Source organism: Pseudothauera rhizosphaerae (assembly GCF_004801305.1).
In the GTDB taxonomy this organism is placed as follows: Bacteria; Pseudomonadota; Gammaproteobacteria; order Burkholderiales; family Rhodocyclaceae; genus Pseudothauera; species Pseudothauera rhizosphaerae.
On the sequence record NZ_SSOD01000007.1, the window covers coordinates 71171 to 95297 of the forward strand.

General features: G+C 69.3%; 21 protein-coding genes and 1 tRNA gene. 15 read left to right on the plus strand and 7 right to left on the minus strand.

All coding sequences use genetic code 11. The annotated features are described in order from the left end of the window. Positions 1-160 precede the first annotated feature (160 nt). Genes ftsX through ftsY form a run of 3 tightly spaced genes read right to left on the minus strand, consistent with a single transcriptional unit; the run spans position 161 to position 2783 of the window. Positions 161-1066: a permease-like cell division protein FtsX gene (gene ftsX / locus E6O51_RS10355; RefSeq protein ID WP_136384921.1), complete on the minus strand. Its 906-nt coding sequence runs from the start codon at positions 1064-1066 to the stop codon at positions 161-163. Further along, on the minus strand, positions 1063-1725 hold the full coding sequence (locus E6O51_RS10360) for a cell division ATP-binding protein FtsE (protein ID WP_136384922.1): 663 nt from the start codon (positions 1723-1725) through the stop codon (positions 1063-1065). Before E6O51_RS10360 ends, ftsX begins: the two co-directional genes overlap by 4 nt. Beyond that, complete coding sequence (gene ftsY, locus E6O51_RS10365) at positions 1722-2783, minus strand: signal recognition particle-docking protein FtsY (RefSeq protein WP_136384923.1); 1062 nt, start codon at positions 2781-2783, stop codon at positions 1722-1724. The genes E6O51_RS10360 and ftsY overlap by 4 nt, the downstream gene beginning before the upstream one ends. A gap of 142 nt (positions 2784-2925) precedes the next feature. Here ftsY and E6O51_RS10370 point away from each other — a divergent pair, with 142 nt between their 5' ends. From E6O51_RS10370 to E6O51_RS10390, 5 genes are read left to right on the plus strand one after another with little or no spacing between them, the layout of a single operon-like run. Further along, on the plus strand, positions 2926-4302 hold the full coding sequence (locus E6O51_RS10370) for a M16 family metallopeptidase (protein WP_230976759.1): 1377 nt from the start codon (positions 2926-2928) through the stop codon (positions 4300-4302). A gap of 14 nt (positions 4303-4316) precedes the next feature. Then, entirely contained in the window at positions 4317-5678 is a 1362-nt protein-coding gene (locus tag E6O51_RS10375; protein WP_230976764.1) for a M16 family metallopeptidase, read from the plus strand. Continuing rightward, on the plus strand, positions 5675-6214 hold the full coding sequence (gene rsmD / locus E6O51_RS10380) for a 16S rRNA (guanine(966)-N(2))-methyltransferase RsmD (protein ID WP_136384926.1): 540 nt from the start codon (positions 5675-5677) through the stop codon (positions 6212-6214). The genes E6O51_RS10375 and rsmD overlap by 4 nt, the downstream gene beginning before the upstream one ends. Beyond that, entirely contained in the window at positions 6211-6702 is a 492-nt protein-coding gene (coaD, locus tag E6O51_RS10385) for a pantetheine-phosphate adenylyltransferase (RefSeq protein ID WP_136384927.1), read from the plus strand. Before rsmD ends, coaD begins: the two co-directional genes overlap by 4 nt. Positions 6703-6716: 14 nt before the next feature. Further along, positions 6717-6968: a YfhL family 4Fe-4S dicluster ferredoxin gene (locus E6O51_RS10390; RefSeq protein ID WP_136384928.1), complete on the plus strand. Its 252-nt coding sequence runs from the start codon at positions 6717-6719 to the stop codon at positions 6966-6968. Positions 6969-7045: 77 nt separating this feature from the next. On the opposite strand, the gene E6O51_RS10395 is transcribed toward E6O51_RS10390, so the two are convergent. Together E6O51_RS10395 and mutM are read right to left on the minus strand one after the other, a co-directional pair. Beyond that, positions 7046-9019 (minus strand): dynamin family protein, encoded by a 1974-nt coding sequence (locus tag E6O51_RS10395; RefSeq protein WP_136384929.1) that lies wholly within the window; start codon positions 9017-9019, stop codon positions 7046-7048. 104 nt (positions 9020-9123) lie between these two features. Next, positions 9124-9945, minus strand: a complete 822-nt coding sequence (gene mutM, locus E6O51_RS10400) for a bifunctional DNA-formamidopyrimidine glycosylase/DNA-(apurinic or apyrimidinic site) lyase (RefSeq protein WP_136384930.1) — start codon at positions 9943-9945, stop codon at positions 9124-9126. Positions 9946-10181: 236 nt separating this feature from the next. Here mutM and E6O51_RS10405 point away from each other — a divergent pair, with 236 nt between their 5' ends. The 8 genes from E6O51_RS10405 (at position 10182) to ychF (ending at position 16949) form a co-directional block, all read left to right on the plus strand. After that, complete coding sequence (locus E6O51_RS10405) at positions 10182-11906, plus strand: tetratricopeptide repeat protein (RefSeq protein ID WP_136384931.1); 1725 nt, start codon at positions 10182-10184, stop codon at positions 11904-11906. A gap of 15 nt (positions 11907-11921) precedes the next feature. After that, complete coding sequence (lolB, locus tag E6O51_RS10410; RefSeq protein ID WP_136384932.1) at positions 11922-12509, plus strand: lipoprotein insertase outer membrane protein LolB; 588 nt, start codon at positions 11922-11924, stop codon at positions 12507-12509. Beyond that, positions 12506-13357 carry a 4-(cytidine 5'-diphospho)-2-C-methyl-D-erythritol kinase gene (gene ispE, locus E6O51_RS10415; protein ID WP_136384933.1) on the plus strand — a complete coding sequence of 284 codons (852 nt, stop codon included), beginning with the start codon at positions 12506-12508 and terminating at the stop codon, positions 13355-13357. Before lolB ends, ispE begins: the two co-directional genes overlap by 4 nt. A gap of 18 nt (positions 13358-13375) precedes the next feature. After that, positions 13376-13452, plus strand: a tRNA-Gln gene (locus E6O51_RS10420). Positions 13453-13527: 75 nt separating this feature from the next. Beyond that, complete coding sequence (locus tag E6O51_RS10425) at positions 13528-14478, plus strand: ribose-phosphate pyrophosphokinase (RefSeq protein WP_136384934.1); 951 nt, start codon at positions 13528-13530, stop codon at positions 14476-14478. 88 nt (positions 14479-14566) lie between these two features. Next, entirely contained in the window at positions 14567-15172 is a 606-nt protein-coding gene (locus E6O51_RS10430; RefSeq protein WP_136384935.1) for a 50S ribosomal protein L25/general stress protein Ctc, read from the plus strand. A gap of 38 nt (positions 15173-15210) precedes the next feature. Next, positions 15211-15861 (plus strand): aminoacyl-tRNA hydrolase, encoded by a 651-nt coding sequence (gene pth / locus E6O51_RS10435; protein WP_136384936.1) that lies wholly within the window; start codon positions 15211-15213, stop codon positions 15859-15861. After that, on the plus strand, positions 15858-16949 hold the full coding sequence (gene ychF / locus E6O51_RS10440; protein WP_136384937.1) for a redox-regulated ATPase YchF: 1092 nt from the start codon (positions 15858-15860) through the stop codon (positions 16947-16949). The genes pth and ychF overlap by 4 nt, the downstream gene beginning before the upstream one ends. A 122-nt stretch (positions 16950-17071) precedes the next feature. On the opposite strand, the gene E6O51_RS10445 is transcribed toward ychF, so the two are convergent. Together E6O51_RS10445 and E6O51_RS10450 are read right to left on the minus strand one after the other, a co-directional pair. Continuing rightward, positions 17072-18307, minus strand: a complete 1236-nt coding sequence (locus E6O51_RS10445; RefSeq protein WP_136384938.1) for an MFS transporter — start codon at positions 18305-18307, stop codon at positions 17072-17074. Next, positions 18304-19356 carry a methyltransferase gene (locus E6O51_RS10450; RefSeq protein WP_136384939.1) on the minus strand — a complete coding sequence of 351 codons (1053 nt, stop codon included), beginning with the start codon at positions 19354-19356 and terminating at the stop codon, positions 18304-18306. Before E6O51_RS10450 ends, E6O51_RS10445 begins: the two co-directional genes overlap by 4 nt. 274 nt (positions 19357-19630) lie before the next feature. Here E6O51_RS10450 and E6O51_RS10455 point away from each other — a divergent pair, with 274 nt between their 5' ends. Both E6O51_RS10455 and E6O51_RS10460 read left to right on the plus strand, forming a co-directional pair. Continuing rightward, entirely contained in the window at positions 19631-20605 is a 975-nt protein-coding gene (locus tag E6O51_RS10455) for a helix-turn-helix domain-containing protein (RefSeq protein ID WP_136384940.1), read from the plus strand. Between the two features lie 278 nt (positions 20606-20883). Next, on the plus strand, positions 20884-24051 hold the full coding sequence (locus E6O51_RS10460) for a TonB-dependent receptor domain-containing protein (RefSeq protein ID WP_136384941.1): 3168 nt from the start codon (positions 20884-20886) through the stop codon (positions 24049-24051). The last annotated feature ends 76 nt before the right edge of the window (positions 24052-24127 follow it).

Genomic DNA, 24127 nt, shown 5'->3' on the forward strand with positions numbered 1-24127 from the left:
CTCGATGGGTGCATGTTACGGCAGTGCACCATATCGATCTAATTGATTGTCGAGATATGCGCGATTGTCTGGATTAATCGCATCACGCTCGCCGCCACGCCGGAAACACGCGCCCGGCGCGGCGACCGCCATGTATACCATCAATGCGCGCCGGATTTTGCTAGCCGATGGACTCGCCCGCGAGGTGGCGGCGCACGGAAATGGCGCTGCCCAGCCAGCCCAGGAAGGCGGCGAAGCCGAGGATGGCCGCGCTCTCGGCCGCCTGCGGGCCGGCGAGCTGGAAAAGGGTGCCATAGGTCTGCGCCAGCCCGGCCACCGGCGCGCGCAGCGCCAGCACCACGCCCCACACCGTACCCAGGGCCACCAGCCCGCCCAGCAGGCCCTGCAGGCTGCCGAACCAGTAGAACGGCCGGCGGATGAAGGGATCGGTGGCGCCCAGCAGCCGGCTCACGCCGATCTCGGCGCGCTGGGTGAGTATCTGCAGGCGGATGGTGTTGAAGGTGACGATGACCAGCGCCACGCCGAGCAGCGCCGCGAGCACCAGCACCGCCGACCGGCCCAGGCCGAGCAGGGCGTGCAGGCGCTCGACCCACGCGGAATCGAGCTGCACGTGGGCCACCCGGGGCCAGGTGCGCAGTTCGCCGGCCAGCGCCTGGAAGAGTTCCGGCTCGTTGCCGGCCGGCACCAGCACGAAGGCGTCCGGCAGCGGATTGGCCTGCAGCCCGCCCAGCACGTCACCCAGGCCGCTCTTTTCCAGTTGCGCCAGCGCCGTGTCCCGCGGCACAAAGCGGTAGCGGGCGAGCCGCGCCTCGGCCTTGAGGCGGCCGTCGATGGCTCGCACCTCGTCTGTGGAGGCATCCGGCGCCATGAACACGCTGATCTCCGGCGCCCCGGAAAAGCCTTTCGCGAGCCCCGCCACGTTGTCCAGCAGCAAGTAGCCGCCGGCCGGCAGGGACAGGGCGATGCCCACCACCAGAGCCGAGAGCAGGGTGCCCAGCGGCTGCGCCGCCAGCCGCCCGACCGCCTGGGCGAAAGCGCGCCAGTGCAGGTAGAGCCAGTGGATCATTCGGCGCCCTCCACCAGCAGCCCCTTGTGCAGCACCAGGCGGCGCGGCCGGCTGGCGGCGAACAGGGTCGCGTCGTGGGTGGACACCACCACCGTCACCCCGGCGCTGTTGAAGGAACGGAACAGTTCGGCGATGTCGCGGGCGTAGTCCGGGTCCAGGTGGGCCGTGGGCTCGTCGGCGATCAGGATGGAGGGGCGGTTCACGATGGCGCGGGCGATCGCCACGCGCTGCTGCTCGCCGCCGGAGAGCCCCGCCGGCAGTTCCCGCTCGCGCCCGTCCAGACCCACCCGTTCGAGGGCGGCGGCGACGCGCCTGGCGGCATCCCGCGGCGGATGGCCGGTGATCACCAGCGGCAGCATCACGTTGTCGAACACGCTGCGGTCGAACAGCAGGCGGGATTCCTGCAGCACCAGGCCGAGGTTGCGGCGCAGGTAGGGGATGGAGCGCGCCGGCATGCGGGAGACGGCCTGCCCGTTGATGCGGACGGTGCCGGCGGTGGGCCGCTCGATGACCGGTATCAGCTTCAACAGCGTGCTCTTGCCCGCGCCGGAATGGCCGGAGAGCACGATCAGTTCGCCGTGGCGGATCTCGAAGCTGACCCCGGCGAGCGCCGTGTAGCCGCCCGCATAGCGCTTGGAGACGTCCTCGAAGACGATCATGCGTCGGCGTCGTCCCGCGTGCCGGGCAGCGGCGCGAACAGCGCGTCCACGAACTCGCGCGCATGGAAGGGCTGCAGGTCGTCGATGCCCTCTCCCACGCCGATGAAGCGCAGCGGTTTCGGGCACTGGCGGGCGATGGCCGCCACCACGCCGCCCTTGGCTGTGCCGTCCAGCTTGGTCAACACCAGTCCGGTGACGCCGATGGCGCCATCGAAGGCCTTGACCTGGGCCAGCGCGTTCTGGCCGATGTTGGCGTCCAGCACCAGCAGCACCTCGTGCGGCCCGGAAGGCTCGGCCTTGGCGATGACGCGGCGCACCTTGGCGATCTCTTCCATCAGGTGGAGCTGGGTCGGCAGCCGCCCGGCGGTGTCGGCCAGCACCACGTCGATCCCGCGCGCGCGCGCGGCGTTGATGGCGTCGAAGATCACCGCCGCGGCGTCCCCGCCTTCCTGGGCGATCACGGTGACGTCGTTGCGCTCGCCCCAGGCCATGAGCTGCTCCCGCGCCGCGGCGCGGAAGGTGTCGCCGGCCGCCAGCAGCACGCTCTTGCCCCGGGACTGGAAGTACTTCGCCAGCTTGCCGATGGAGGTGGTCTTGCCGGCGCCGTTGACGCCCGCGAGCATGATGATGAAGGGGCGGTGGCCTTCCACCTGCAGCGGTGCCTCCAGCGGTGCGACGATCTCCAGCAGGGATTCGGAGAGCGCCTGCTGGAGCTGGTCGGCCGTTTCCAGCTTGTCGCGCTTCCAGCGGCGGCGCAGTTCGTCGAGGAGGTGCTGGGTGGCGTCCACGCCGCAGTCGGCCATCAACAGCGTGGTTTCCAGCTCTTCGAGCAGGTCCTCGTCGATCCTGCGGCGGCCGAACAGGCTCGCCAGCCCGCCGCCGAGCTGCTGGCGGGTGCGCGACAGGCCGGCCTTGAGACGCTCGGCCCACGACGCGCGAGGGGACGCAGCCTCGACGGGCGCGGGCACCGCCCCGGCCGGGACGGCCGCCGGCTCCGCCGCCGGGGCGGGCGTCTCGGCCGCCTCGGGCTTGCCGGACTTCTTCAGGAAACCAAACATGGGCACTCGGGTCAGATGGGGCGTTTGCGGCCGGGCGGGCGCATGATCCCGGATGAGGCTATCATGCGGCGCCGGGCCGAATCCGGCGACCCGCGGGGGCCGCCGAAACCGTCGCGAATTCTACCAGATGCAGGACATCCCCATGCTTCGCAAACCCCTTTCCGGACTGACCGCCGCACTGCTCACCGCGCTGGGCCTGATCTCCGCGCCGGCTGTCGCCAATCCCTTCGAAACCACGCTGGACAATGGCTTAGAGGTCATCGTCAAGGAAGACCGCCGCGCGCCCTCGGTGGTGCACATGCTGTGGTACGGCATCGGCTCCATGGACGAGCCCGAAGGCGTCTCGGGCGTGGCCCACGTGCTGGAACACATGATGTTCAAGGGCACGAAGGAAGTCGGGCCGGGCGAGTTCAACAAGCGCGTGGCCGCCCTGGGCGGGCGCGACAACGCCTTCACCAGCCGCGACTACACGGCCTACTTCCAGCAGGTCCCGCCCCAGCACCTGGGCGCGATGATGGCGCTGGAGGCCGACCGCATGGTGAATCTCGTCATCACCGACGAGGAGTTCGCCCGGGAGATCGAGGTGGTCAAGGAAGAGCGCCGCCTGCGCACCGACGACAAGCCCCGCGCGCTGGTGTACGAGCAGTTGATGGCCACCGCGCTGCAGGCCCATCCCTACCGCCGCCCGGTCATCGGCTGGATGACCGACCTGGAGACCATGCGCGCCGACGACGCCCGCGCCTGGTACCGCAACTGGTACGCGCCCAACAACGCCCGGCTGGTGGTGGTGGGCGATGTGGACCACCGGGAAGTATTCGAACTGGCGCGCCGCCATTACGGCCCGATTTCCGCGCGCGAACTGCCCGCACGCCGCATCGCCGGCGAGCCCGAACCCCGCGGCCCGCGCCAGACCACGGTCAAGGCGCCGGCCGAACTGCCCTACGTGGCGCTGGCCTGGCACGCGCCGGCCCTGCGCGACCCCGTGGCCGACCGGGAGGCCTACGCCCTGGACATGCTCGCCGCCATCCTGTCCGGCTACGACGGCGCCCGCCTGCCGCGCCGCCTGGTGCGGGAGGAACGCCTGGCGGTGTCGGCCAGCGCCGGCTACGACGGCGCCGGGCGCGGCCCGGCCCTGTTCTACCTGGACGGCGCGCCCGCCCCCGGCCGCGACAAGGCGGACCTGGAGGCGGCGCTGCACGCCGAGATCGCCCGCATCGCGAAGGATGGCGTGAATGCCGACGAGTTGCGCCGGGTCAAGGCGCAGGCCGTGGCCGCCGAGGTATACAAGCGCGACTCGTTGATGGGCCAGGCCATGGAGATCGGTTTCCTGGAGAGCGCGGGGCTGTCCTGGCGTGATGAGGCCCGGTTGCTGGAAGGTCTGCGCAGCGTGACCGCCGAGGAGGTGCAGGCGGTGGCACGCAAGGTGTTCAGCGACGTCTCGCTGACCACCGCACACCTGGAGCCGCTGCCGCTCACGGAACAACGCCCCCGCCCCGCCCTGCCCGGAATGAGACACTGAGCGCCGCCATGCCCATGACCCGCATCCGCTTCCTTCACGCCCTCGCCACCACGCTGTGCCTGTGCGCCGCCGCCGCGGCCCAGGCCGGGCCGCAGATCCAGCACTGGATCGCCGACACCGGCGCGCGCGTGTATTTCGTCGAGAGCCGCGCCCTGCCCATGGTGGACATTCAGGTGGATTTCGCCGCCGGCAGTGCCTTCGAGCCGGCCGGCAAGGCCGGCCTGGCGAGCCTCACCCGCGGCCTGCTCGACGCCGGCACCGCCACCCTGGACGAACAGGCCATCGCCGACCGCACGGCCGACATCGGCGCCCGCATCGGCGGCGGCGCGGACGACGACCGTGCCAGCCTGTCGGTGCGCACCCTGTCCGCCCCCGCCGAACGCGACGCCGCGGTGGCGCTCGGCGCCGAACTGCTGGCCCGCCCGGGCTTTCCCCAGGACGTGCTGGAGCGCGAACGGGCGCGCAGCATCGCCGGGCTGCGGGAGGCGCTGACCCAGCCGGGCAATCTCGCCGCGCGCAGTTTCTCGGGAGCGATCTACGGCGACCACCCCTACGGCCGGGTCACCACGGAGGAATCCTTGACCGCGATCACGCGGGACGACCTGGTGCGCTTCCACCGGGAGCACTACGGCGCGCGACGTGCCAGCGTGGCCATCGTCGGCGACGTCTCCCGGGCCGAAGCCGCCGAGATCGCCCGGCGCCTGACCGCCGACCTGCCCCCGGGTGAAGCGCCCGCCCCGCTCGCCGCGCCGCAGCAGCCGGCGCGCCACACGGTGCGCGTGCCCCACCCCTCCGCCCAGGCCCACCTGCTGCTCGGCCTGCCGGGCATGGCGCGGGAGGACCCGGACTACTACCCGCTGCTGGTGGGCAACTACGTGCTGGGCGGCGGGGGCTTCGTCTCGCGGCTGACCCGCGAGGTGCGCGAGAAGCGCGGCTACGCCTACAGCGTCTATAGCTATTTCTCGCCGCAATGGGTGGCCGGCCCGTTCCAGATCGGCCTGCAGACCCGCGGATCGCAGATCGACGCTGCCCTGGGCCTGGTGGAGAAAACGCTGGCGGCCTTCATCGCCGAGGGTCCGACCGAAGCCGAACTGCAGGCCGCCCGCGACAACATCGTCAACGGCTTCGGCCTGCGCCTGGATTCCAACAGCAAGATCCTGGGCTATGTGTCCATGATCGGCTTCTATGGTCTGCCGCTGGACTGGCTGGACGCCTACCCGCGCCACGTGGAGGAAGTCACCGCCGCCGCGGTGCGCGACGCCTTCGCCCGCCGGGTGCGCCCGGAGCACCTGGTCACGGTGGTGGTGGGCGGCGACGGCGACAACAAGGGCAACGGCAACGCGGCCGCTGCGCCGGCGACCGGACCGGCCCGGTGAGCCGGGTCCGCATCGTCGGCGGGCAATGGCGCTCGCGCCAGCTCGAGGTGGCCCACGTCACCGGCCTGCGCCCCACCCCCGACCGCGTGCGGGAAACGCTGTTCAACTGGCTGGGGCAGGAGCTCGACGGCCTCCGCTGCCTGGACCTCTTCGCGGGCAGCGGCATCCTCGGCTTCGAGGCGGCCTCCCGCGGCGCGGCGCACGTCACCCTGGTGGAGCACGATCCGCGCGCCTTCGCCGCCCTGCAGCAGGCGGCAAAGACCCTACAGGCGGCGCAGGTGGAGTTGATTCGGGGCGATGCGGTAAAATTCGCCGCTTCGGCCACGGACAGGTTCGACGTCGTGTTTCTCGACCCGCCCTACCACCGCGGCTGGCTGGAACGGATCGCGCCGCTGCTCGGCAGGATTCTCGAGCCGGATGGCTGGCTGTACGTCGAAGCCGAAGCGCCGCTGCGGGGACTCGGCGGCTGGTCCACGGTCAAACAGGGGCGCGCCGGACAGGTGCACTTTCATCTGATGCGGGGGAATGCAGCGTGAGACACGGCAAGGTGGTTTACCCGGGCACCTTCGACCCGCTGACCCGCGGACACGAGGACATCGTGCGCCGTGCCGCGATGCTGTTCGACAAGGTGATCGTGGGCGTGGCGCGCAGCGCCGGCAAGGCGCCGATCTTCACCATGGAGGAAAGGGTGGAGATCGCGCGCGAGGTGCTGGCGCCCTTCCCCAACGTGACGGTGACCGGCTTCGACGGTCTGCTGATGGATTTTCTGCGTTCGCAGGATGCACGCCTGATCCTGCGCGGGCTGCGGGCGGTCTCGGACTTCGAGTACGAGTTCCAGATGGCGGGGATGAACCGCAAGCTCTATCCGGACGTCGAGACGGTGTTCCTGACTCCGGCCGACGAATACATGTTCATCTCCGCCACGATGGTGCGCGAAATCGCCCGGTTGGGGGGCGACGTGAGCAAGTTCGTGCAGCCGGTCGTCAATGACCGGCTGCGCCTGAAATTGAAACCTGAGCAATAGTGAGGAAGTGACAGATGGCCCTGATGATCACCGACGAGTGCATCAACTGCGACGTGTGCGAACCCGAGTGCCCCAACGGCGCGATCTCGCAGGGGGACGAGATTTACCAGATCGACCCCGGAAAGTGCACCGAATGCGTCGGCCACTTCGATGAACCGCAGTGCCAGCAGGTCTGCCCGGTGGACTGTATCCCGCACGACCCCGGCCACCAGGAAACCCGCGAGCAGTTGATGGAAAAGTTCATCCGCCTGACCGCCAGCAAGTGAACCAGCGGCGATGAACGACACGGGGGCGGGTCCTCGGACCCGCCCCCGTTCGTCTACGGCCGGACGCCCGCCGGCGCTCAGGCCACTTTCTCGTCGGCCGCTGCGGACACCCCGCCGCTCCCGGGGCGCGCGACGCCCAGTGCGCTGCGGATCGCCTCGGCCAGGCCATCCAGCTCGTCCATCTGGCGCAGCAACTGCACCTCGGCCTGCTTGAGCTCCTCCACCCGGTCTTCCAGCGTGTCGGTGGCCTGGTGGATGCGCTTGACGCTCTCCAGGCGGCGCTTGAGCTGCAACTGGTATTCGCGCACCTGGGTTTCCAGCGGCGACATCACCGCGCGCAGCCACTGCTCCACGTCCCGGTTGGCCAGTTCGAAGGTGCGCCGCGCCTGCAGCGCCACGGTTTCGAAGAACTTCTGCGTGAGCGTGTGCTTTTCGGTGGTGACCAGCACCAGCGCATTGTTGATCTGGCGGTCGAAGGCTTTCTGCAGCCGGTCCAGCTCGCGCACGTAGCGGCGGGTGGAGAAGGCCTCGGGCGGCGTCAGCTTGAGGCCGTGCTCCACCGAGAAGCGCTTGTACATCGCCTCCAGCATGGTGGTGATTTCGGTGATCTCGTCGTTGGAGGCCTTGAAGTTGGCGCGCAGGCGGGCGAAGAAGCCTTCCATGGCGTCCTTCAGCCCCTTGGAGAAGGTCGATTCGAGCATCTCCTCGCGGGTGCGCCGGGTTTCGTTGCGCAGGGTGTCCAGCCCCAGGTGGCCGAGCAGGTTGTTGGTCAGGTTGGTGAACACCGAGCGCACCGCGTAGTACTTCTGCAGCCCCTGCTCGAACTCGTCCTTCTCGGTGCGGATCTTGCGCATCATGTACTCGATGACGCTCTGGTTCTTGCCGCGCAGGTCGGTCAGTTCCTGCAACTGCTCGCGCAGGCCGGACAGGCGCGCCTCCAGCAGCGCCGATGCCTGGCCGGCGAGGTCCTCGGTCTCGCCCAGGGTGTTGTCGCGCACGATCTCCTGCTTGGTGGGCAGCAGATCCTCGGTGAGCGCCCGTTCCAGCGCCGGCAGGCGGCTGCGTTCGAGCAGGGCGGCGTCGCGGTTGATGCGGCCGACCAGCCCTTTCTGCGCCGACACCGGGAACACCGCGTTGCGGCCGACTTCCAGCGTGTCGGCCACCGACGCCACCTGGCGGGTGATTTCGGCATCGATCCGGGCCTCGTCGCGCAGGCCGTCCCACAGGCCGTCGATCTTGTTGAGCACCACCAGCCGGCCCTTCTGCCGCCCCTGGCCGGCGTGCACGTACTCGCGCCACACGGCCATGTCGCTCTGCGTGACGCCGGTATCGGCGGCAAGGATGAACAGCACCGCATGGGCATTGGGCAGCAGCGACAGGGTCAGTTCCGGCTCCGCACCGATGGCGTTGAGCCCCGGCGTGTCGAGGATCACCAGCCCCTGTTCGAGCAGCGGATGGGGAAACTGGATCACCGCATGGCGCCAGCTCGGAATCTCCACCTGGCCATCCGCGCCCGGTTTCAGTCCTTTCTCGCCGCTCGGGTCGATGTGGAAGCCGTAGTTGCGTGCATCGTCCTGCGACACACGGGTGGTCTCGCCCACCCGCGACAGTGCCTGCTGCAGGCCGGCCGCCGAATCGGCCGGCAGCGGCGTGACTTCCCACTCTTCCGGGAAGCGCTTGAGCTCGCTCACACCCGCGTGCGCGGCGCGGGTGGCGATCGGCAGCAGGCGGATCTCCGGGCGGTCGCCCTCGCTCCACTTGAGCTCGGTGGGGCACATGGTGGTGCGCCCCGCGCTCGACGGCAGGATGCGGTCGCCGAAATCGGCGAAGAAGATGGCGTTGATCAGTTCGGACTTGCCGCGGGAGAACTCGGCGACGAAGGCTACGGTGAGCTTGTCGTCGCGCAGGCGGTCGAGGATGTACTGCAGCCGCATGTCACCCTGCGCGTCGCCCACCTCGTTGCGCGACAGCCAGTTGCGCAACCGGCCCACGGCTTCGGCCGCTTCGGACCGCCAGCGCCCGTAGGCGGAAAACTGATCGACCAGGTTCATGTCATGCTCCGGACAGTCCGCGAATGCGGAACGTGAGATTTTTGGCACTTCGCTAGCATAGCGCCGAACCGCGGCGCATGCCATTCCATTGGATTCCGCAGGCTTCATCCGCGGCGCACCTGGCAGCGCGGGCAGAACCACGTGGAGCGCTGCGCGGTGACGAAACGGCGCACCGGCGTTCCGCACACCCGGCAGGGTTCGCCCTCGCGCCCATAGGCGAAGTACTGCTGCTGGAAGTATCCGGGGCGGCCGTCGCCACCGACGAAATCGCGCAGCGTGCTGCCGCCCGCGGCGATCGCCTCCGCCAGGGTCTCGCGCACGCTGGCGGCGAGCCGCTCGCAGCGCTGGCGGCCGAGCGCGCCGGCCGGTTCCAGCGGATGGATACGGGCGCGGAACAGGCTTTCCGAGGCGTAGATGTTGCCCACGCCGACCACGCGGTGCGCGTCCATCAGCGTGTGCTTGATGGGCTGGCGCAGGCCGCGCGTGGCGCGGAACAGCCAGGCGCCGTCGAAACCGTCGTCCAGCGGTTCCAGCCCGAGGGAGGCGAGCAGCGGATGAAACGCCGCGTCGCCGGCCTGCCACACCACCAGCCCGAAGCGCCGCGGGTCGCGCAGGCGCAGCGCGATTTCGCCGAACACGAAATCCACGTGGTCGTGCTTGTCCGGTGGCAGCGCGGCCGGCACCACCCGCAGGCTGCCGGACATGCCCAGATGCACGATCACGCTGCCGTGTTCGAAGCCGAGCAGCAGGTACTTGGCACGCCGCCCCACGGTCTGCACGGCGTGTCCGACGAGGAGTTCAGGCAAATCCGCGGGCACCGGCAGGCGCAGGCTGGCATTGCGCACCACCAGCGCGCTCAGGGTGCGTCCTTCGACGTGGGGGCGGATGCCGCGGCGGGTGGTTTCGACTTCGGGCAGTTCGGGCATGGGTGGAGGTGGCGGTTGGAGGTGGCGATTCGATGGGGGCGGCCGCAGGGGCATGTCGTCCGGGAATCGGGCCGATGACGTCCGCGCTCTCGACTCGCCCCTCTCGACTGGTTAACATCGGGCGAACGCAATTCTAGTTCAAGCATCAAACCGGGCAACCTGCCGCCCGGGACGATGTGACGCCCCGCAAGGCGCATGCCCCAATCCCCCCCTCGAAGTCCTGCCGGACCGCGCCCATGACCCCCTCTTCCCGCAACCTCGCCCGCTTCGCCCGGCGCCTCGGCCTCGCCCTGGCGCTCGTCCTGCCGCTCGCCGCCACGGCGCAGGAGGAACTGCCGGCAAGCGACGAGACGCCAGCCAACCTGCCCGCCCAGGAACTCACCGCGGAGACGCTGTACCAGTTCCTGCTCGCGGAGATTGCCGGCGCCCGCGGCGAACTGGGCCTGTCGGTGCAGGCCTATCTGGAAGTCGCCCGCCGCACGAACGACCCGCGCATCGCGCGGCGCGCGGCCGAGATCGCGCTGTTCGCACGCAACTTCGAGGCGGCCATCGAGGCGGCGCGCATCTGGAACCGTGCCGATCCGTCCTCCGAGGAAGCGCGGCGGCTCCTCGCCGGCATGCTCGCCAGCGGCGGCGACCGCCTCGACGACGTGCAGATCCATTTCGCCCGCATCCTCGCCGAATCGCCCGAACGCCTGGGACCGAACCTGATGGCGCTCAACCGCGCGCTGGCGCGGATTTCCGACAAGCAGACGGTGCTGCGCATCGTCGAACGGCTCACCGAACCCTATCTCGACCATCCCGAGGCGCACTACGCGCGCGCCCAGGCCGCCGCCGTCGCGCAGGACACGGAGGAGGCGCTGGCGGCCATCGACGGCGCGCTGGAAGTGCATCCCGACTGGGAGCCCGCGGTGCTGATGAAGGCCCAGTTGCTGCAACAGGCCAACGACAACCGCGCCGCGGCCGTGCTGATCGACGACTACCTCGTCCGCCATCCGGACAGCCGCAACGCCCGCCTGCTGCACGCCCGCCTGATGGTCGCGCTGCAGCAGTTCGACGCCGCACGCGCAGAGTTCCAGCAACTGCTCCAGGACGCGCCCGGCGACCGCGACCTGCTCTACGCCGTGGGACTGCTTTCGGCCCAACTGGAGGACTTCGACCAGGCCGAACGCCTGTTCAACGAGGCACTCGCCGCCGGCCACCCGGAGGCCGACACCATCCGCCTGAACCTCGCGCAGATCGCCGAGCGCCGCAACGACCTGGACGGCGCGCTGGCCCATTACCGCAGCGTCGGCAGTGGTCCGCACGCGGTGCAGGCACGGGTACGGGCGGCGCAGCTGCTCGCCCGCCACGGTAGGCTCGACGAGGGCCGCGGCTGGCTGCACGCCGCCGAGGCCGATGCCGAAACGCGCAAGCGCCTGCTGCTGGCGGAAACGCAGTTGCTGCGCGACGCGGAGCAGCCCGCAGCCGCCTTCAACCTGCTCGATGAAGGGCTGCGCCGCAGCCCGGACGACACCGACCTGCTGTACGAATCGGCCATGCTCGCCGAGCGCCTGGAGCGCCTCGAAGTCATGGAGTCGCGCCTGCGCAAGCTGATCGCCCTCGACCCCGACCACGCCCATGCCTACAACGCCCTCGGCTACTCGCTGGCCGACCGCGGCCTGCGTCTGGACGAGGCCGAAAACCTGATCGGACGCGCGCTGGAGCTTTCCCCCGACGACCCCTTCATCCTCGACAGCATGGGCTGGGTGCGCTTCCGCCGCGGCGCGGCGGCCGACGCGCTGGACCACCTGGAGCGCGCCTACGCCATCCGCGCCGACCCCGAGATCGCCGCGCACCTGGGCGAAGTGCTGTGGTCCCTCGACCGCCAGACGGAAGCCCGGAAGATCTGGGACGAGGCGCTCGCCGCCCACCCCGGCCACCGCGGGCTGCAGGACACCATCGACCGCCTGCGCCGCTGAAGCCCCCGGAAACCCATGCCGCACCCCTGCACCAGGCGCCATGCGCCGGCCGCCCTGCTCGCCGCCAGCCTGCTCGCCGCCGGTTGCGCCACACCTCTCGCCATCCATACGCCGGCCGCCGAACGCCCCCTCGCAGCCGGCTTTACGCTCGAAGGCCGCCTGTCGGCGAGCGACGGCGCCAGCGCAGCCAGCGGCCGGCTCGAATGGCAACACCAGGCCGACGGCGACCGCTGGACGGTACTCAGCCCCCTCGGGCAAATCGTCGCCCAACTGGAGCGCGACCGCCACGGCGCGCTGCTGCGCACCGCCGACGGCCGCCGCTACGCCGCCGCCAATGCGGACGAGTTGCTCCCCCAGGTGCTCGGCGTCGACGCCCCGGTCGCGCTGCTGCCCGCCTGGGTGCAGGCCGCGCCCGGCCCCCATGGCGAGGTCCGCGCGCGCGACGCCCGCGGCCGTCCGGCGCTGGTCGTCGACACCGGCTGGCGCATCGAATACCCCGAGTACGCCGCGGACGATCCCGCCGCCCCGCCGCGCCGCATCGACCTCTCCCGCGGCGACGCCCGCCTGCGCCTGATCATCGACCACTGGACCCCCGCGCCGTGAGTCTCCCCCCCGACACCTTGAACGCCTGCCTCGCGCCGGCCAAGCTCAACCTGTTCCTGCACGTCGTCGGGCGCCGCGCGGACGGCTACCACCTGCTGCAGAGCGCCTTCCGCCTGCTGGACTGGGGCGACCGGCTGAACTTCCGCCGCCGCGCCGACGGCCTGATCCGCCGCCTGGGCAGCGTGCCCAGCGTGGCGGAAGCCGACGACCTCGTCGTACGCGCCGCCCGCCTGCTGCAAGGCCGCAGCGGCTGTACCCTGGGCGCCGACATCGAGGTGGACAAGCAACTGCCCATGGGCGGCGGCCTGGGCGGCGGCAGTTCGGATGCGGCCACCACGCTCATCGCCCTGAACCACCTGTGGGGCACCGGCCTGGACCGCGAGGCCCTGCAGGCGCTGGGCCTGGAACTGGGGGCGGACGTGCCCTTCTTCATCTACGGCCGCGATGCCTTCGTCGAAGGCGTGGGCGAGCGCCTGCAGGCGCTCGAACTGCCCGGGGCGTGGTACGTCATCGTCTCTCCCGGCGTCGTCGTGCCGACCGCGGAAATTTTCTCCGCGGGGGAGTTGACGCGAAATACCGAACCCATCAAAATTGCGGACTTCGCAGCGAGCACCACCCGAAACGACTTGCAGCCCGTGGCATGCAACCGTTACCCGGAAGTGGCCGCAGCAATCGACTGGCTGGCGCGGTTTGCGCCGGCGAGAATGACCGGTTCCGGTGCCTGTGTGTTCGCACAGGTCGCAGCAGAAGCCGATGCCCAGCGCATCGTCGAAAGCTGCCCGGCGCGATGGAAGGCGTGGAAAGCACGCAGCCTGCCGCGACACCCGCTCTTCGATCTGGTCGGTTGAGCTGTCGAACAGGTTTCTTGGGGAGTCGCCAAGTTGGTCAAGGCACCGGATTTTGATTCCGGCATTCGAGGGTTCGAATCCTTCCTCCCCAGCCAGACAAACCGGGCAGGCCTTGCGCCTGCCCGAGTCGTTTTCGCAGCAGTCATTCTATCGGCATCGGAGATGCGGTTATGCCCCACGGCAGCCTGATGGTCTTCACCGGCAACGCCAACCCCAAGCTTGCCACCGACGTGGCGCGCAGGCTGGGCATTTCCCTCGGTTCCGCCACGGTGGGCCGCTTCTCCGACGGCGAAGTGAACATCGAACTGCTGGAGAACGTGCGCGGCAAGGACGTCTTCGTCCTGCAGCCGACCTGCGCGCCCACCAACGAGAACCTGATGGAAATGCTGGTGCTGGTGGACGCCCTCAAGCGCGCCTCCGCCGGCCGCATCACCGCCGCCATCCCCTACTTCGGCTACGCCCGCCAAGATCGCCGCCCGCGCTCGGCGCGCGTGCCGATCACGGCCAAGGTCGTCGCCAACATGCTGCAGGCCGCGGGCGTGCAGCGCCTGCTCACCATGGATCTCCACGCCGACCAGATCCAGGGCTTCTTCGACATTCCGGTGGACAACGTCTATGCCGCGCCGGTGCTGCTGGCCGACCTGGACAAGCAGAAGTACGACAACCTGCTGGTGGTCTCGCCGGACGTGGGCGGCGTGGTGCGCGCGCGCGCCTTCGCCAAGCGCATGGAATGCGACCTGGCGATCATCGACAAGCGCCGCCCCAAGGCCAACGTCTCGGAAGTGATGAACATCATCGGCGAAGTCGAAGGCCGCACCTGCGTGATCATGGACGACATCGTCGACACCGCCGGCACCCTGTGCAAGGCCGCCAGCGCGCTGAAGGAAAACGGCGCCCAGCGCGTGCTGGCCTACTGCACCCACGCGGTGCTGTCCGGTGCCGCGGTGTCGCGCATCAGCGATTCCGAACTGGACGAACTGGTCGTCACCGACACCATCCCGCTGCGGGACGACGCCAAGGCCAGCGGACGCATCCGCCAGGTGTCGGTGGCCTCGCTGCTGGCCGACACCGTGCTGCGCATCAGCAACGAGGAGTCCGTCTCCTCGCTGTTCATGGAGTAATCGAGAATTCGCCCGCCGGCCCCGTGCCGGCGGGCCCAACCGGCCCCGCCTGGTCGCGGGCGGGGCGTTTCAATCCAGGAGCATCACAATGACCATCGAGTTCAAGGCCACCCAGCGCGAGGAACAGGGATCGAGTGCGAGCCGCCGCCTGCGTCGCGCCGGCCAACTGCCCGGCATCATCTACGGCGGCGACGTCGCCGCCCTGCCGATCACCATGGATCACAACGAGTTGTACCACCTGCTCAACAAGGAAGCCTTCCACTCTTCCGTGCTGACCGTCGACCTGGACGGCAAGAAGCAGACCGTGGTGCTGCGCGACGCCCAGTGGCACGCCTACAAGCCGCAAGTGCTGCACATCGACTTCCAGCGCGTGGACGCCACCCACAAGATCCACCTGAAGGTGCCGCTGCACTTCGCCAACGGCGAGAACAGCCCGGCCGTCAAGCTCGGCGGCGGCCTGATCTCCCACGTCATCACCGAACTGGATGTGAACTGCCTGCCGGGCGACCTGCCGACGTTCATCGAGGTGGACCTGGGCGGCCTGGAAGCCGACCAGTCCATCCACGCCTCGCAGATCAAACTGCCTGAGGGCGTCGATCTGGTGCTCCACGGCGATGCCGACCCGGTCGTCGTCACCGTGCTGAAGACCAAGGGCGAGGCCGCTGCCGAAGAAGAAGGCAGCGCCGAAGGCTGAACGCCCGTGCCCGCCCGGATCGTGGAGAGCCTTATCCGATGACCGCAGCAGCCCCGCGTCTCGTCGTCGGCCTCGGCAATCCGGGCAGCGAATACACCCAGACCCGGCACAACGCCGGGTTTTGGTTTTGTGAGCGGCTCGCCGACCAGCTCGGCACGCGCTTCGCCCACGAATCGCGCTTCCACGGCCTGGTCGCCAACGCGCGCGAAGCCGGGGTCTGGCTGCTGATGCCGCAGACGTTCATGAACCGCTCCGGCCAGGCCATCGGCGCGCTGGCGCGCTTCTACCGCATCCAGCCCGCCGAGATTCTCGTCGTGCACGACGAGCTGGACATCCCGCCCGGCCAGTTGCGGCTCAAGTTCGGCGGCGGCCTCGGCGGCCACAACGGCCTCAAGGACACCTCCGCCCACCTGGGCACCAACGACTACTGGCGGCTGCGCATCGGCATCGGCCATCCCGGCGACCGCAACGAGGTGGTGAACTTCGTCCTCAAGCCCGCGCGGTGCGAGGAGCAGGCGCTGATCGACGAAGCCATCGACCGCGCGCTGCTCGCCTGGCCGAAGATCGCCGCCGGCGACTGGAACACCGCCACCCAACGCCTCAACGCCCGCCCGGCCGCACCCAAGCCGCCGAAGGCCCCGAAGGCGCCGCGCGCCCCCGACAACTCCAAGGACGAATCCACGCCATGAGCCTCAAATGCGGAATCGTCGGCCTGCCCAACGTCGGCAAGTCGACCCTGTTCAACGCCCTCACCAAGGCCGGCATCGAAGCGGCGAACTACCCCTTCTGCACCATCGAGCCCAACGTCGGCATCGTGGAAGTGCCGGACCCGCGCCTCGCTGCGCTGTCCGAGATCGTCAAGCCGCAGCGCGTGCAGCCCGCCATCGTCGAGTTCGTGGACATCGCGGGGCTGGTCGCCGGCGCCTCCAAGGGCGAAGGGCTGGGCAACCAGTTCCTCGCCAACATCCGTGAAACCGACGCCATCGTGCATGTGGTGCGCTGCTTCGCCGACGACAACGTGGTGCACGTCTCCGGCAGCGTGGACCCGATCCGCGACATCGAGGTCATCGACACCGAACTCGCGCTCGCCGACATGGCCACGGTGGACAAGGCCGTCACCCGCTACAAGCGCCCCGCCGCCTCCGGCGACAAGGAAGCCAAGGCGCTGGTCGCGGTGCTGGAAAAGTGCCTCGCCCAGCTCAACGAGGCCAGGCCCGTGCGCGCGCTCGACTTCAGCAAGGAAGAATGGGCGCTGCTGAGACCCTTCTGCCTCATCACCGCCAAGCCGGTGCTGTACGCCGCCAATGTGGCCGAGGACGGCTTCGAGAACAACCCGCATCTGGACGCCGTGCGCGCCCATGCCGCCGCCGAAGGCGCCGAGGTGGTCGCCCTGTGCGCCGCCATCGAGGCCGAGATCGCCGACCTGGACGACGCCGACAAGAAGGATTTCCTGGAATCCATGGGCCTGGAAGAACCCGGCCTCGACCGCCTGATCCGCGCCGGCTACAAGCTGCTCGGCCTGCAGACCTACTTCACCGCCGGCGTGAAGGAAGTGCGCGCCTGGACCATCCACACCGGCGACACCGCACCGCAGGCGGCCGGCGTCATCCACACCGACTTCGAACGCGGCTTCATCCGCGCCCAGACCATCGCCTACGAGGACTTCATCCAGTACAAGGGCGAAGCCGGCGCCAAGGAAGCGGGCAAGATGCGTGCGGAAGGCAAGGACTACGTGGTCAAGGACGGGGACGTGCTGAATTTCCTGTTCAACGTCTGACCGATGCAGCCTCCGTGCGCGAGACCGGCCAGGAGTCCGCGGCTTTACGCACAAGGCTGGCGGGCGATGCAGCAACGGGATTGCGGCCGCTCCCCAGTCCGGTTCCGGACACCGCCGCGCCTTCACTCCGCGGCGAGCAGGCTCTCGGCCCTGCCGCCGACGCTGTGCCGCACCCGCCATGCGAAGGCGAAGGCGCACAGCACGCCCACGCTCAGGCCGGCGAGCATGCCGAGCTGGCCGAGATGGTCGAGCATCAGCCCGGCTGCCACCGGCACCGCCAGCCGCGTCACCGTGAACAGCGTCGACTGCAAGCCGTAGTCGGAAGCGTTGCGCTGCCTGCGGGTGAAGAACATCGTCAGGCCGAACATCAGCGCCGACAGCGCGCCCATGCTCGCCGCCACCGCCAGCACGCAGCCCGTCAGCCAGCGCGGCCCGAGCTGCGCCCACACCGTCACCGACAGCAGCACCAGGGCGCACAGCGCGGCCAGCAGATAGAGGACGATCGCGCGCGCCGTCCCCAGCAGCGGCACCAGACGTCCGCCGACGAGGCTGAACAGCGCGCCGGTGACGCCGCCGGCCACGCCCACGGTCCACGCCACCTGCTCCAGCGGCATGCCCTGGTCCAGCATCAGCGGTTTCAGATAGAGCCAGGCCGCGCCGATGAAGGGAAAGCCGATCAGCAGCAGCCAGGTCCATTGGCGCGCGCCCGGCTGGCCGAAGAAGCCGGCCCAGTCCGCCAGCACGCCCTGGGCGGCGTCCGCGGCCTCCAGCGCGGGCAGCGCGGCCCGCGCCCGCAGCGCCAGGAAGGGCAGGCAGCCGAGCGCCAGACCCAGCCCCATCAGCACGAACGGCGCCTGCCAGCCCCAGCGCGCCTGCACCAGCAGCATGAGGCCACCGCCGACGATGGCGCCGACGAACAGCGCCGCCGAGCGGATGCTGCCCGCGCGCAACTGCTCGGAGCGCGGCAGCCACTGCACGGCCAGGGCGTTCAGCGGAATGTCCGCCCAGGTGGCGGCGATGCTGATGGCGAAGGTCAGCGCGAACAGCGGCAGGCGCTGCTCGATCAGGTTGTGCCGGCCGATCAGCCAGAACAGCGCCAGCAGCACGGCGCCCAGCAGCAGCAGCCAATGCACGAAATGCCCCCTGCCCAGCCGCAGCCGCTGCACCGGCAGCGCCAGCAGGAACTTGAACACGGCCGGCAGCGCCGCCAGCTGGAACAGCCCGATCTCCGTCCCCGACCAGCCGTGCTGGCGCATCACCAGCGGCATGCCGAACATCAGGTAGATGGCGGGCACCGCCAGCACCAGGTTCATCCAGCCGAACGCCAGTTGCAGGCCCAGCAGTCGCAGCTTCGTCATTCTCCCTCTCCCCGCGCCTTGCGCGCGATCAGCGCGGTGACGGGCGCCACCGGAAAGCGCACGCCGTCGATCCGCTGTATGTCGATGAAACCGGCGCGCGCCAGACAGCACGCCAGTTCGCCCTCGGCCAGCACGTGCCGGCCCTGCATCCGCAACGGCAGGTAGTACTGCAGCACGCGCCAGGCGTCGCGCGCCTCGGCCCGCAGTTCGCCGTGACAGCAGACCAGCACGCCGCCCGGCCGCATGGCGCGGCGCACGCGGTCGAGCACGTCCGGGATGTCCGGCACGAAATGCAGCACCGAGGAACACCAGACGAGGTCGAACCCCTCTCCCAGCGCGTCGGTGGCGAGATCGCCGCCCACGGCGCTCAGGCGCCGCGACAGGCCGGCCGCGGCGATGTGCTCGCGGGCGACGGCGGCCGCCTCCTCGTACTCGAATACCACCCCGCCCAGATCCGGCTGCGCCCTGGCCGCGGCGATGGCCACCAGCCCCGGCCCGCCGCCGAGGTCCAGCAGCCGCGTGGCCTGGCGGAACTCGGGCAGCGCCGCCAGCAGGCCGACGGCCACCTCGGCGGTGACGGCGCGCTGTTCCTGCGCGATCTGGGTGCGCGCCGCCTCCGCCCAGGCGCGCCGCGCGGCGGCGGCATCCGGGTTCGCCGCCCGGCCCGCCCCGGTGCGGAGCCGGTCGCCCAGGCCGGCGCCGACCTCGCGCACGACGCGGTGGCGGAACAGCAGGGCGTCGCCGCAGTACTGCCCGGACGCCGGATCGAGATAGCGCGCCGCCACCGGCAGGTTGCGGTAGCGCGGCGCGGCGCCGTCGCGCTCCACCAGTTCCATGCCCCACAGCAGTTCCAGGACATAGCCGGCGCCGGCGGCATCCAGCGCCAGCCTGTCGGCGACTTCGCCGGGGCTGGCGTAGCCCGCCAGGTGCGCGAACAGGCCGCACTCCAGCGCCACGCGCAGGGCATCGGCGCCCACGCCGGCCAGTTGCATGTCCCAGCACGCCTGCAGGGCGTGGGGACTGGTGACGGGTTCGGGACATGGAATCATCGCGGCTCCGGATCGCACGGATGCACGCGCGCCCGCGGCGCCCCGGGCCGGCTTCCGGCGCACGCGGGCGCACGTCCGGCGGATGCTGATGTCGATGGGGCACCGCCCCTCAGTCGATGGCGCACTGCGTTCCTCCCTTCATGACACGAAGACAAATCACAAACATCGATAACGATGCGTTTGATGATATATATATCAATGAGAATCATTCGCATCGATGGCTATGCGAAGCGGAGTCATTCGTATGCGGAATGCGCAAATCCAGGAGAAACAGATGAGCGCCTACAAGAGTTGCTGCCGCCTGACGCCCGATCAGCCGCGCGCGCTGTGTGCCCAGGACGACGGCCGGCTGCGGCTGCAGCTGCCCGACGACCTCGGCCACTGCTACACCGAATGCATGCAGCTCGAGCACGACATCCTGCTCGGCCGGCTGCACTACCACCCGGTCCGCCCGCTGATCGAGGAGAGCCTGGGTCCGCACGAAGGGCGCGTCATGGTCGTGACCGTCGGCCTGCACGGCAAGTCCGGCTATCTCGGGACGGACGCCTCCAGCCTGCTGTTCGAGGCCGGCCACACCACCATCAGCACCTTCCGCGCGCTGCGCGGCGAGCGCCACTATGAAGGGGGCTGCGCCGTCTCCCAACTGCGCCTGGTGATCGGCGAGGCCGCGCTGCAGAAGTACGTGGGCAGCGAGCGCGCCGACCAGATCCTGGGCAGCGGCGGCCTGCACCGGCTCGCCTTCCGCGCCAGCACCGGCGCGACCTCGGCCCATGCCTCGGCGCTGAACCGCTACATGCAGCCCTGCGTCATGGCCCAGCCCCACTGCCACCACCGCGTGGACCTGCAGATCCACGCGCTCAGCCTGCTGGCCGAGCAGTTCAACCTGCTGGCGCCGCCGCCGCCCGACTCGGCGCCGCTCACCACCGACGATCTCGAACGCATCGAGCGCGCCCGCGACATCCTCGCCCAGCAGCTGGACCAGCCGCTGACCACGGAATACCTCGCCACCAAGGTCGGCATCAACGAGAACAAGCTCAAGGAAGGCTTCCGCTACCTGTACGACAATACGCCGGCCGGCGTGCTGCTCGAACTGCGCATGCGCAAGGCCTACACCCTGCTCGAAGCGGGCCAGCAGGTCGCCCAGGCCGCCTGGCAGGTGGGCTACAAATACCCCAACAACTTCTCCGTCGCCTTCACCCGCTACTTCGGCCGTTCGCCCAAGTCCATCTTCGGCGCCAGGCGCCGGTAGGCATCCTCCGCCGCACCCTTCCCGCCGGCGCTGCGCCGTTCCCCACGGCGCGGCCGGTTTCCACGCGTCCGCCGGCAACGCATAGGAAATACGCCGCTACGCATACGTATCTAACTGATACGCATTCTTATTTATTCAGATAATCGACTCCGCCGGATGCCATCCCCCTGATGGCCTTCGTCCCCGGCCCGCGCCCGTTCGGCGCGACGGCCGCCATCCACAGCCGGGTCCGCCAAAGCGGAATGCCCCAGCCACAGATACGGAGATCGAGATTCGCCATGTCGTCACTGACTCTTCCCGGAAGGCTCCGGCCCAGGCTGCTGGCCTGGATCCTCTGCATCGCCCTTTCCTCCGGCCATGCCCACGCCCAGCAAACCGGCGCAGCCATACCGGCCCTGCCCGACGATGCCGGCGCCGACAAGGAAGACACGGATGACAAGGAGAAGGCCAAAGCCGCCGCGCTGGAGGAAGTCGTCGTCACCGGCCGGCCCGAAAGCCGGGACGAGGCCGGCCGCAACGAGGTCTATGCCAGGGACGTCTCCAACGTCTATGCCGGCAAGGAAGAAATCGAGCGCTACAAGGGCACCTCGGTCGGCGACCTGTTCAAGGGGCTGAACGGCGTCTATAGCGGCGACTCGCGCAACAGCGGCGCGCTCGACCCGAACATCCGCGGCATCCAGGGCGAAGGCCGCATCCCGCTGACGGTGGACGGCACCGAGCAGGCCACCTCGGTATGGATGGGGCCGGCCGGCGTCGCCAACCGCAACTACCTCGATCCCAACCTGATCGGCAGCATCATGGTCGAGAAGGGGCCGTCGATGACGCCCGGCGTCAGGAGCGGCATCGGCGGCTCGGTGCAGGTCAGGACGCTGGACGTCGACGACATCGTCCAGCCGGGCCGGACCTTCGGCGCCGAGGTCAAGCTGGAGACCGCGACCAACGCCGTCAAACCCGACGAAAGCAGCTTCAGCAACTTCGGCAAGGATTACCGCGACATTCCCGGCGTGTACTCGAATTACGACGGCACGCTGGCCTTCCGCCTGGGGCATGGCAGCGAGATGACCCCGCGCAAGGGCTCAAATGGCACCGACTTCGATTTCGACGACAAGGCCTTCCGCCTCGCCCTGGCGACCAAGCAGGAATACTTCGACCTGCTCGCCGCCTACAGCTACCGGAAACGCGGCAACTACTTCAGCGGCAAGAACGGCGCCAGCAGCTACCGCAGCGACAAGTGGCGCGAACAGGCCGAGGCCCAGTACGACCAGGACGGCGGCGTGGGCGGGCTGGAGCATTCCTACGTCGCCAACTACTTCCTGCCCGGCCAGGAGGTCGCCAACACCTCCAGCGAACTCGAATCCACGCTGCTCAAGGGCACGCTGCGTCTGCCGGACCGGCAGACGCTGAAGCTGGGCTACATGCACAGCGACCACAGTTTCGGCGAGAGCGTCCCCTGGCTGGTCTCATGGGCGGTGCGCGACAGCTCCGGCGTGGACGGCACCCAGGCCCAATACCCGTACAGCGAGGTCAAGCAGGACAGCTACCATCTCGACTATGCCTGGCAGCCGGAAGGCAACGCCTGGATCGACCTCAAGGCCGGGCTGTGGATGACCCGGAACGACAGCCGCCGGCACCAGAATGGCGACTACGTCTTCGGCATAGACGGCGGGACATACCGGCGCGGCGACACGGCCTGGAACGACTACGTGAGATGCCATGTGGTCGGCGATACCAGCCTGGGTGGCTGCGCCAGCGTCCCCGCCACACCGCCCGAACGCGAGCCGAACACCGACGGCCAGTTCACCATCTACCCCAAGGCGCTGCAGATCTCCAGCCACGACCGCTGGGGCGTCAACCTGAGCAACACTTTCCGCCTGCACCCCACGCTGAACCTCACCGTGGGCGGCGACTTCACCCGCGAGAAGCTGCGCGAGCGCGACGCCTCCGAGGGCTACCGGGTGACGGAACTGACCTGGGGCGCCAACCACCTCGGTCCGCGCTCCGGCACCCGTGAGCAGCAGAACTACAGCCTCAACTTCGACTGGACGCCGACCAACTGGCTGCAGTTTTCCGCCGGCACGCGCTACAGCGACTACTGGTCCTACGACGACAAGCTAGCCGAGATGCGGACGAAACAGGAGGCGAACTGGCGGGTGCCCACGCCGACAGTGGCATTGCGGTACGACGTCCAGCAACTGATGTCGGACTCGGCCGCCGCTGCGGTGGACCAGGCGAATGCCTACGACTATGACATTGCTGCAGCCAGCCTCGCCGAAGAACTGGGCGAAGAACTGGGCGAAGAACTGGGCGAAGAACTGGCCTCCCTGATCATGACGGAGTACTTCGGCAACCGTGACGACTACATAAACACGGGGAAGATCAACGGCTACCGTTACGAGCAAACCTACGTCGATATCCCCTACAACGGCACCCACGAGGGCTTCGCCGCCAACAACCCCTTCCAGAACGGTACGGTAGACGTCGCCGAACAGGTCCAGGACGCCCAGGGCAATACCGGCAGCGTCAGCAGGTACATCGTTGGCAGCCGTACCACCGTCCAGGGCAGCGCACCCTCCAATCCCTGGCAGAAGCCGGAGAAGAAGAAAGGCCATGCCTGGGCGCCGCAATTCGGCGTCACCGCCTTCCTCAGCGACAACGCGCGCGTCTATGCACGCTATGCGGAATTCGTCCGCTTCCCCACCATCTTCGAGGACACCCAGGCCGCCTGGGGCTACGCCGATGGCCGCGGCGTCACGAGCGCGGCGAGCAAGCCCGAGCACGCCTACAACTGGGAGATCGGCTACGTGCACGACCTGCGCGGCCTCTTCCGCCGCCTGCAGTTCGCCGACTTCCGCATCAACTACTTCGACAACCAGATCCGCGACTACATCGACCGCGACCACAATTTCAACATCGTCCAGTTCGACCGCAAGAAGCTCACCGGCGTCGAACTGCAGTCGCGCCTCGATGCCGGCGCCTGGTTCGGCAGCCTGGGGGCGACCTACCGGCTCAAGCAGGAGATGTGCGACAAGGACTACGCCGCCTACCTGGACCCGGTCCAGGGCCGCATCCCGGAATGCGTGACCGCCGGCTTCCCGCTCAGCTTCGCCCGCACCAGCCTGCAGCCCGAGTACTCCATCAACCTCGACCTGGGCACCCGCCTGCTGCAGCGCCGGCTGGAGATCGGCGGCCGGCTGACCTACCACGCCGAGGCGAAGAACGAGGACGAGGAAAGGTTCGGCCAGAGCGGCTGGGGCTTCAACCGCCCCTACTACTGGGACCCCGTCATGGTCTTCGACGCCTACGCCAGCTACCGGCTCGACGACCGGATCAGCATCGACTTCGGCATCAACAACATCACCAACCGCTACTACATCGACCCCATGGCCCGCGTCATGCAGCCGGCGCCGGGGCGCACGATGAAGCTCGCGCTGACGGTCCGGCTCTGATCGGGCCGCTACAGATTTCTGGCCGCTTTGCGCGAAAAAACGTCTGAACTTCACAAGCGCTGCCCGGGCGAACCGG

Coding starts and splice junctions, on each gene's coding strand:
- ftsX (WP_136384921.1), bottom strand. CDS start 1,066: ATGATCCACTGGCTCTACCTGCACTGGCGCGCTTTCGCCCAGGCGGTC.
- E6O51_RS10360 (WP_136384922.1), bottom strand. CDS start 1,725: ATGATCGTCTTCGAGGACGTCTCCAAGCGCTATGCGGGCGGCTACACG.
- ftsY (WP_136384923.1), bottom strand. CDS start 2,783: ATGTTTGGTTTCCTGAAGAAGTCCGGCAAGCCCGAGGCGGCCGAGACG.
- E6O51_RS10370 (WP_230976759.1), top strand. CDS start 2,926: ATGCTTCGCAAACCCCTTTCCGGACTGACCGCCGCACTGCTCACCGCG.
- E6O51_RS10375 (WP_230976764.1), top strand. CDS start 4,317: ATGACCCGCATCCGCTTCCTTCACGCCCTCGCCACCACGCTGTGCCTG.
- E6O51_RS10390 (WP_136384928.1), top strand. CDS start 6,717: ATGGCCCTGATGATCACCGACGAGTGCATCAACTGCGACGTGTGCGAA.
- E6O51_RS10395 (WP_136384929.1), bottom strand. CDS start 9,019: ATGAACCTGGTCGATCAGTTTTCCGCCTACGGGCGCTGGCGGTCCGAA.
- mutM (WP_136384930.1), bottom strand. CDS start 9,945: ATGCCCGAACTGCCCGAAGTCGAAACCACCCGCCGCGGCATCCGCCCC.
- E6O51_RS10405 (WP_136384931.1), top strand. CDS start 10,182: ATGACCCCCTCTTCCCGCAACCTCGCCCGCTTCGCCCGGCGCCTCGGC.
- lolB (WP_136384932.1), top strand. CDS start 11,922: ATGCCGCACCCCTGCACCAGGCGCCATGCGCCGGCCGCCCTGCTCGCC.
- E6O51_RS10425 (WP_136384934.1), top strand. CDS start 13,528: ATGCCCCACGGCAGCCTGATGGTCTTCACCGGCAACGCCAACCCCAAG.
- E6O51_RS10430 (WP_136384935.1), top strand. CDS start 14,567: ATGACCATCGAGTTCAAGGCCACCCAGCGCGAGGAACAGGGATCGAGT.
- pth (WP_136384936.1), top strand. CDS start 15,211: ATGACCGCAGCAGCCCCGCGTCTCGTCGTCGGCCTCGGCAATCCGGGC.
- ychF (WP_136384937.1), top strand. CDS start 15,858: ATGAGCCTCAAATGCGGAATCGTCGGCCTGCCCAACGTCGGCAAGTCG.
- E6O51_RS10445 (WP_136384938.1), bottom strand. CDS start 18,307: ATGACGAAGCTGCGACTGCTGGGCCTGCAACTGGCGTTCGGCTGGATG.
- E6O51_RS10450 (WP_136384939.1), bottom strand. CDS start 19,356: ATGATTCCATGTCCCGAACCCGTCACCAGTCCCCACGCCCTGCAGGCG.
- E6O51_RS10455 (WP_136384940.1), top strand. CDS start 19,631: ATGAGCGCCTACAAGAGTTGCTGCCGCCTGACGCCCGATCAGCCGCGC.
- E6O51_RS10460 (WP_136384941.1), top strand. CDS start 20,884: ATGTCGTCACTGACTCTTCCCGGAAGGCTCCGGCCCAGGCTGCTGGCC.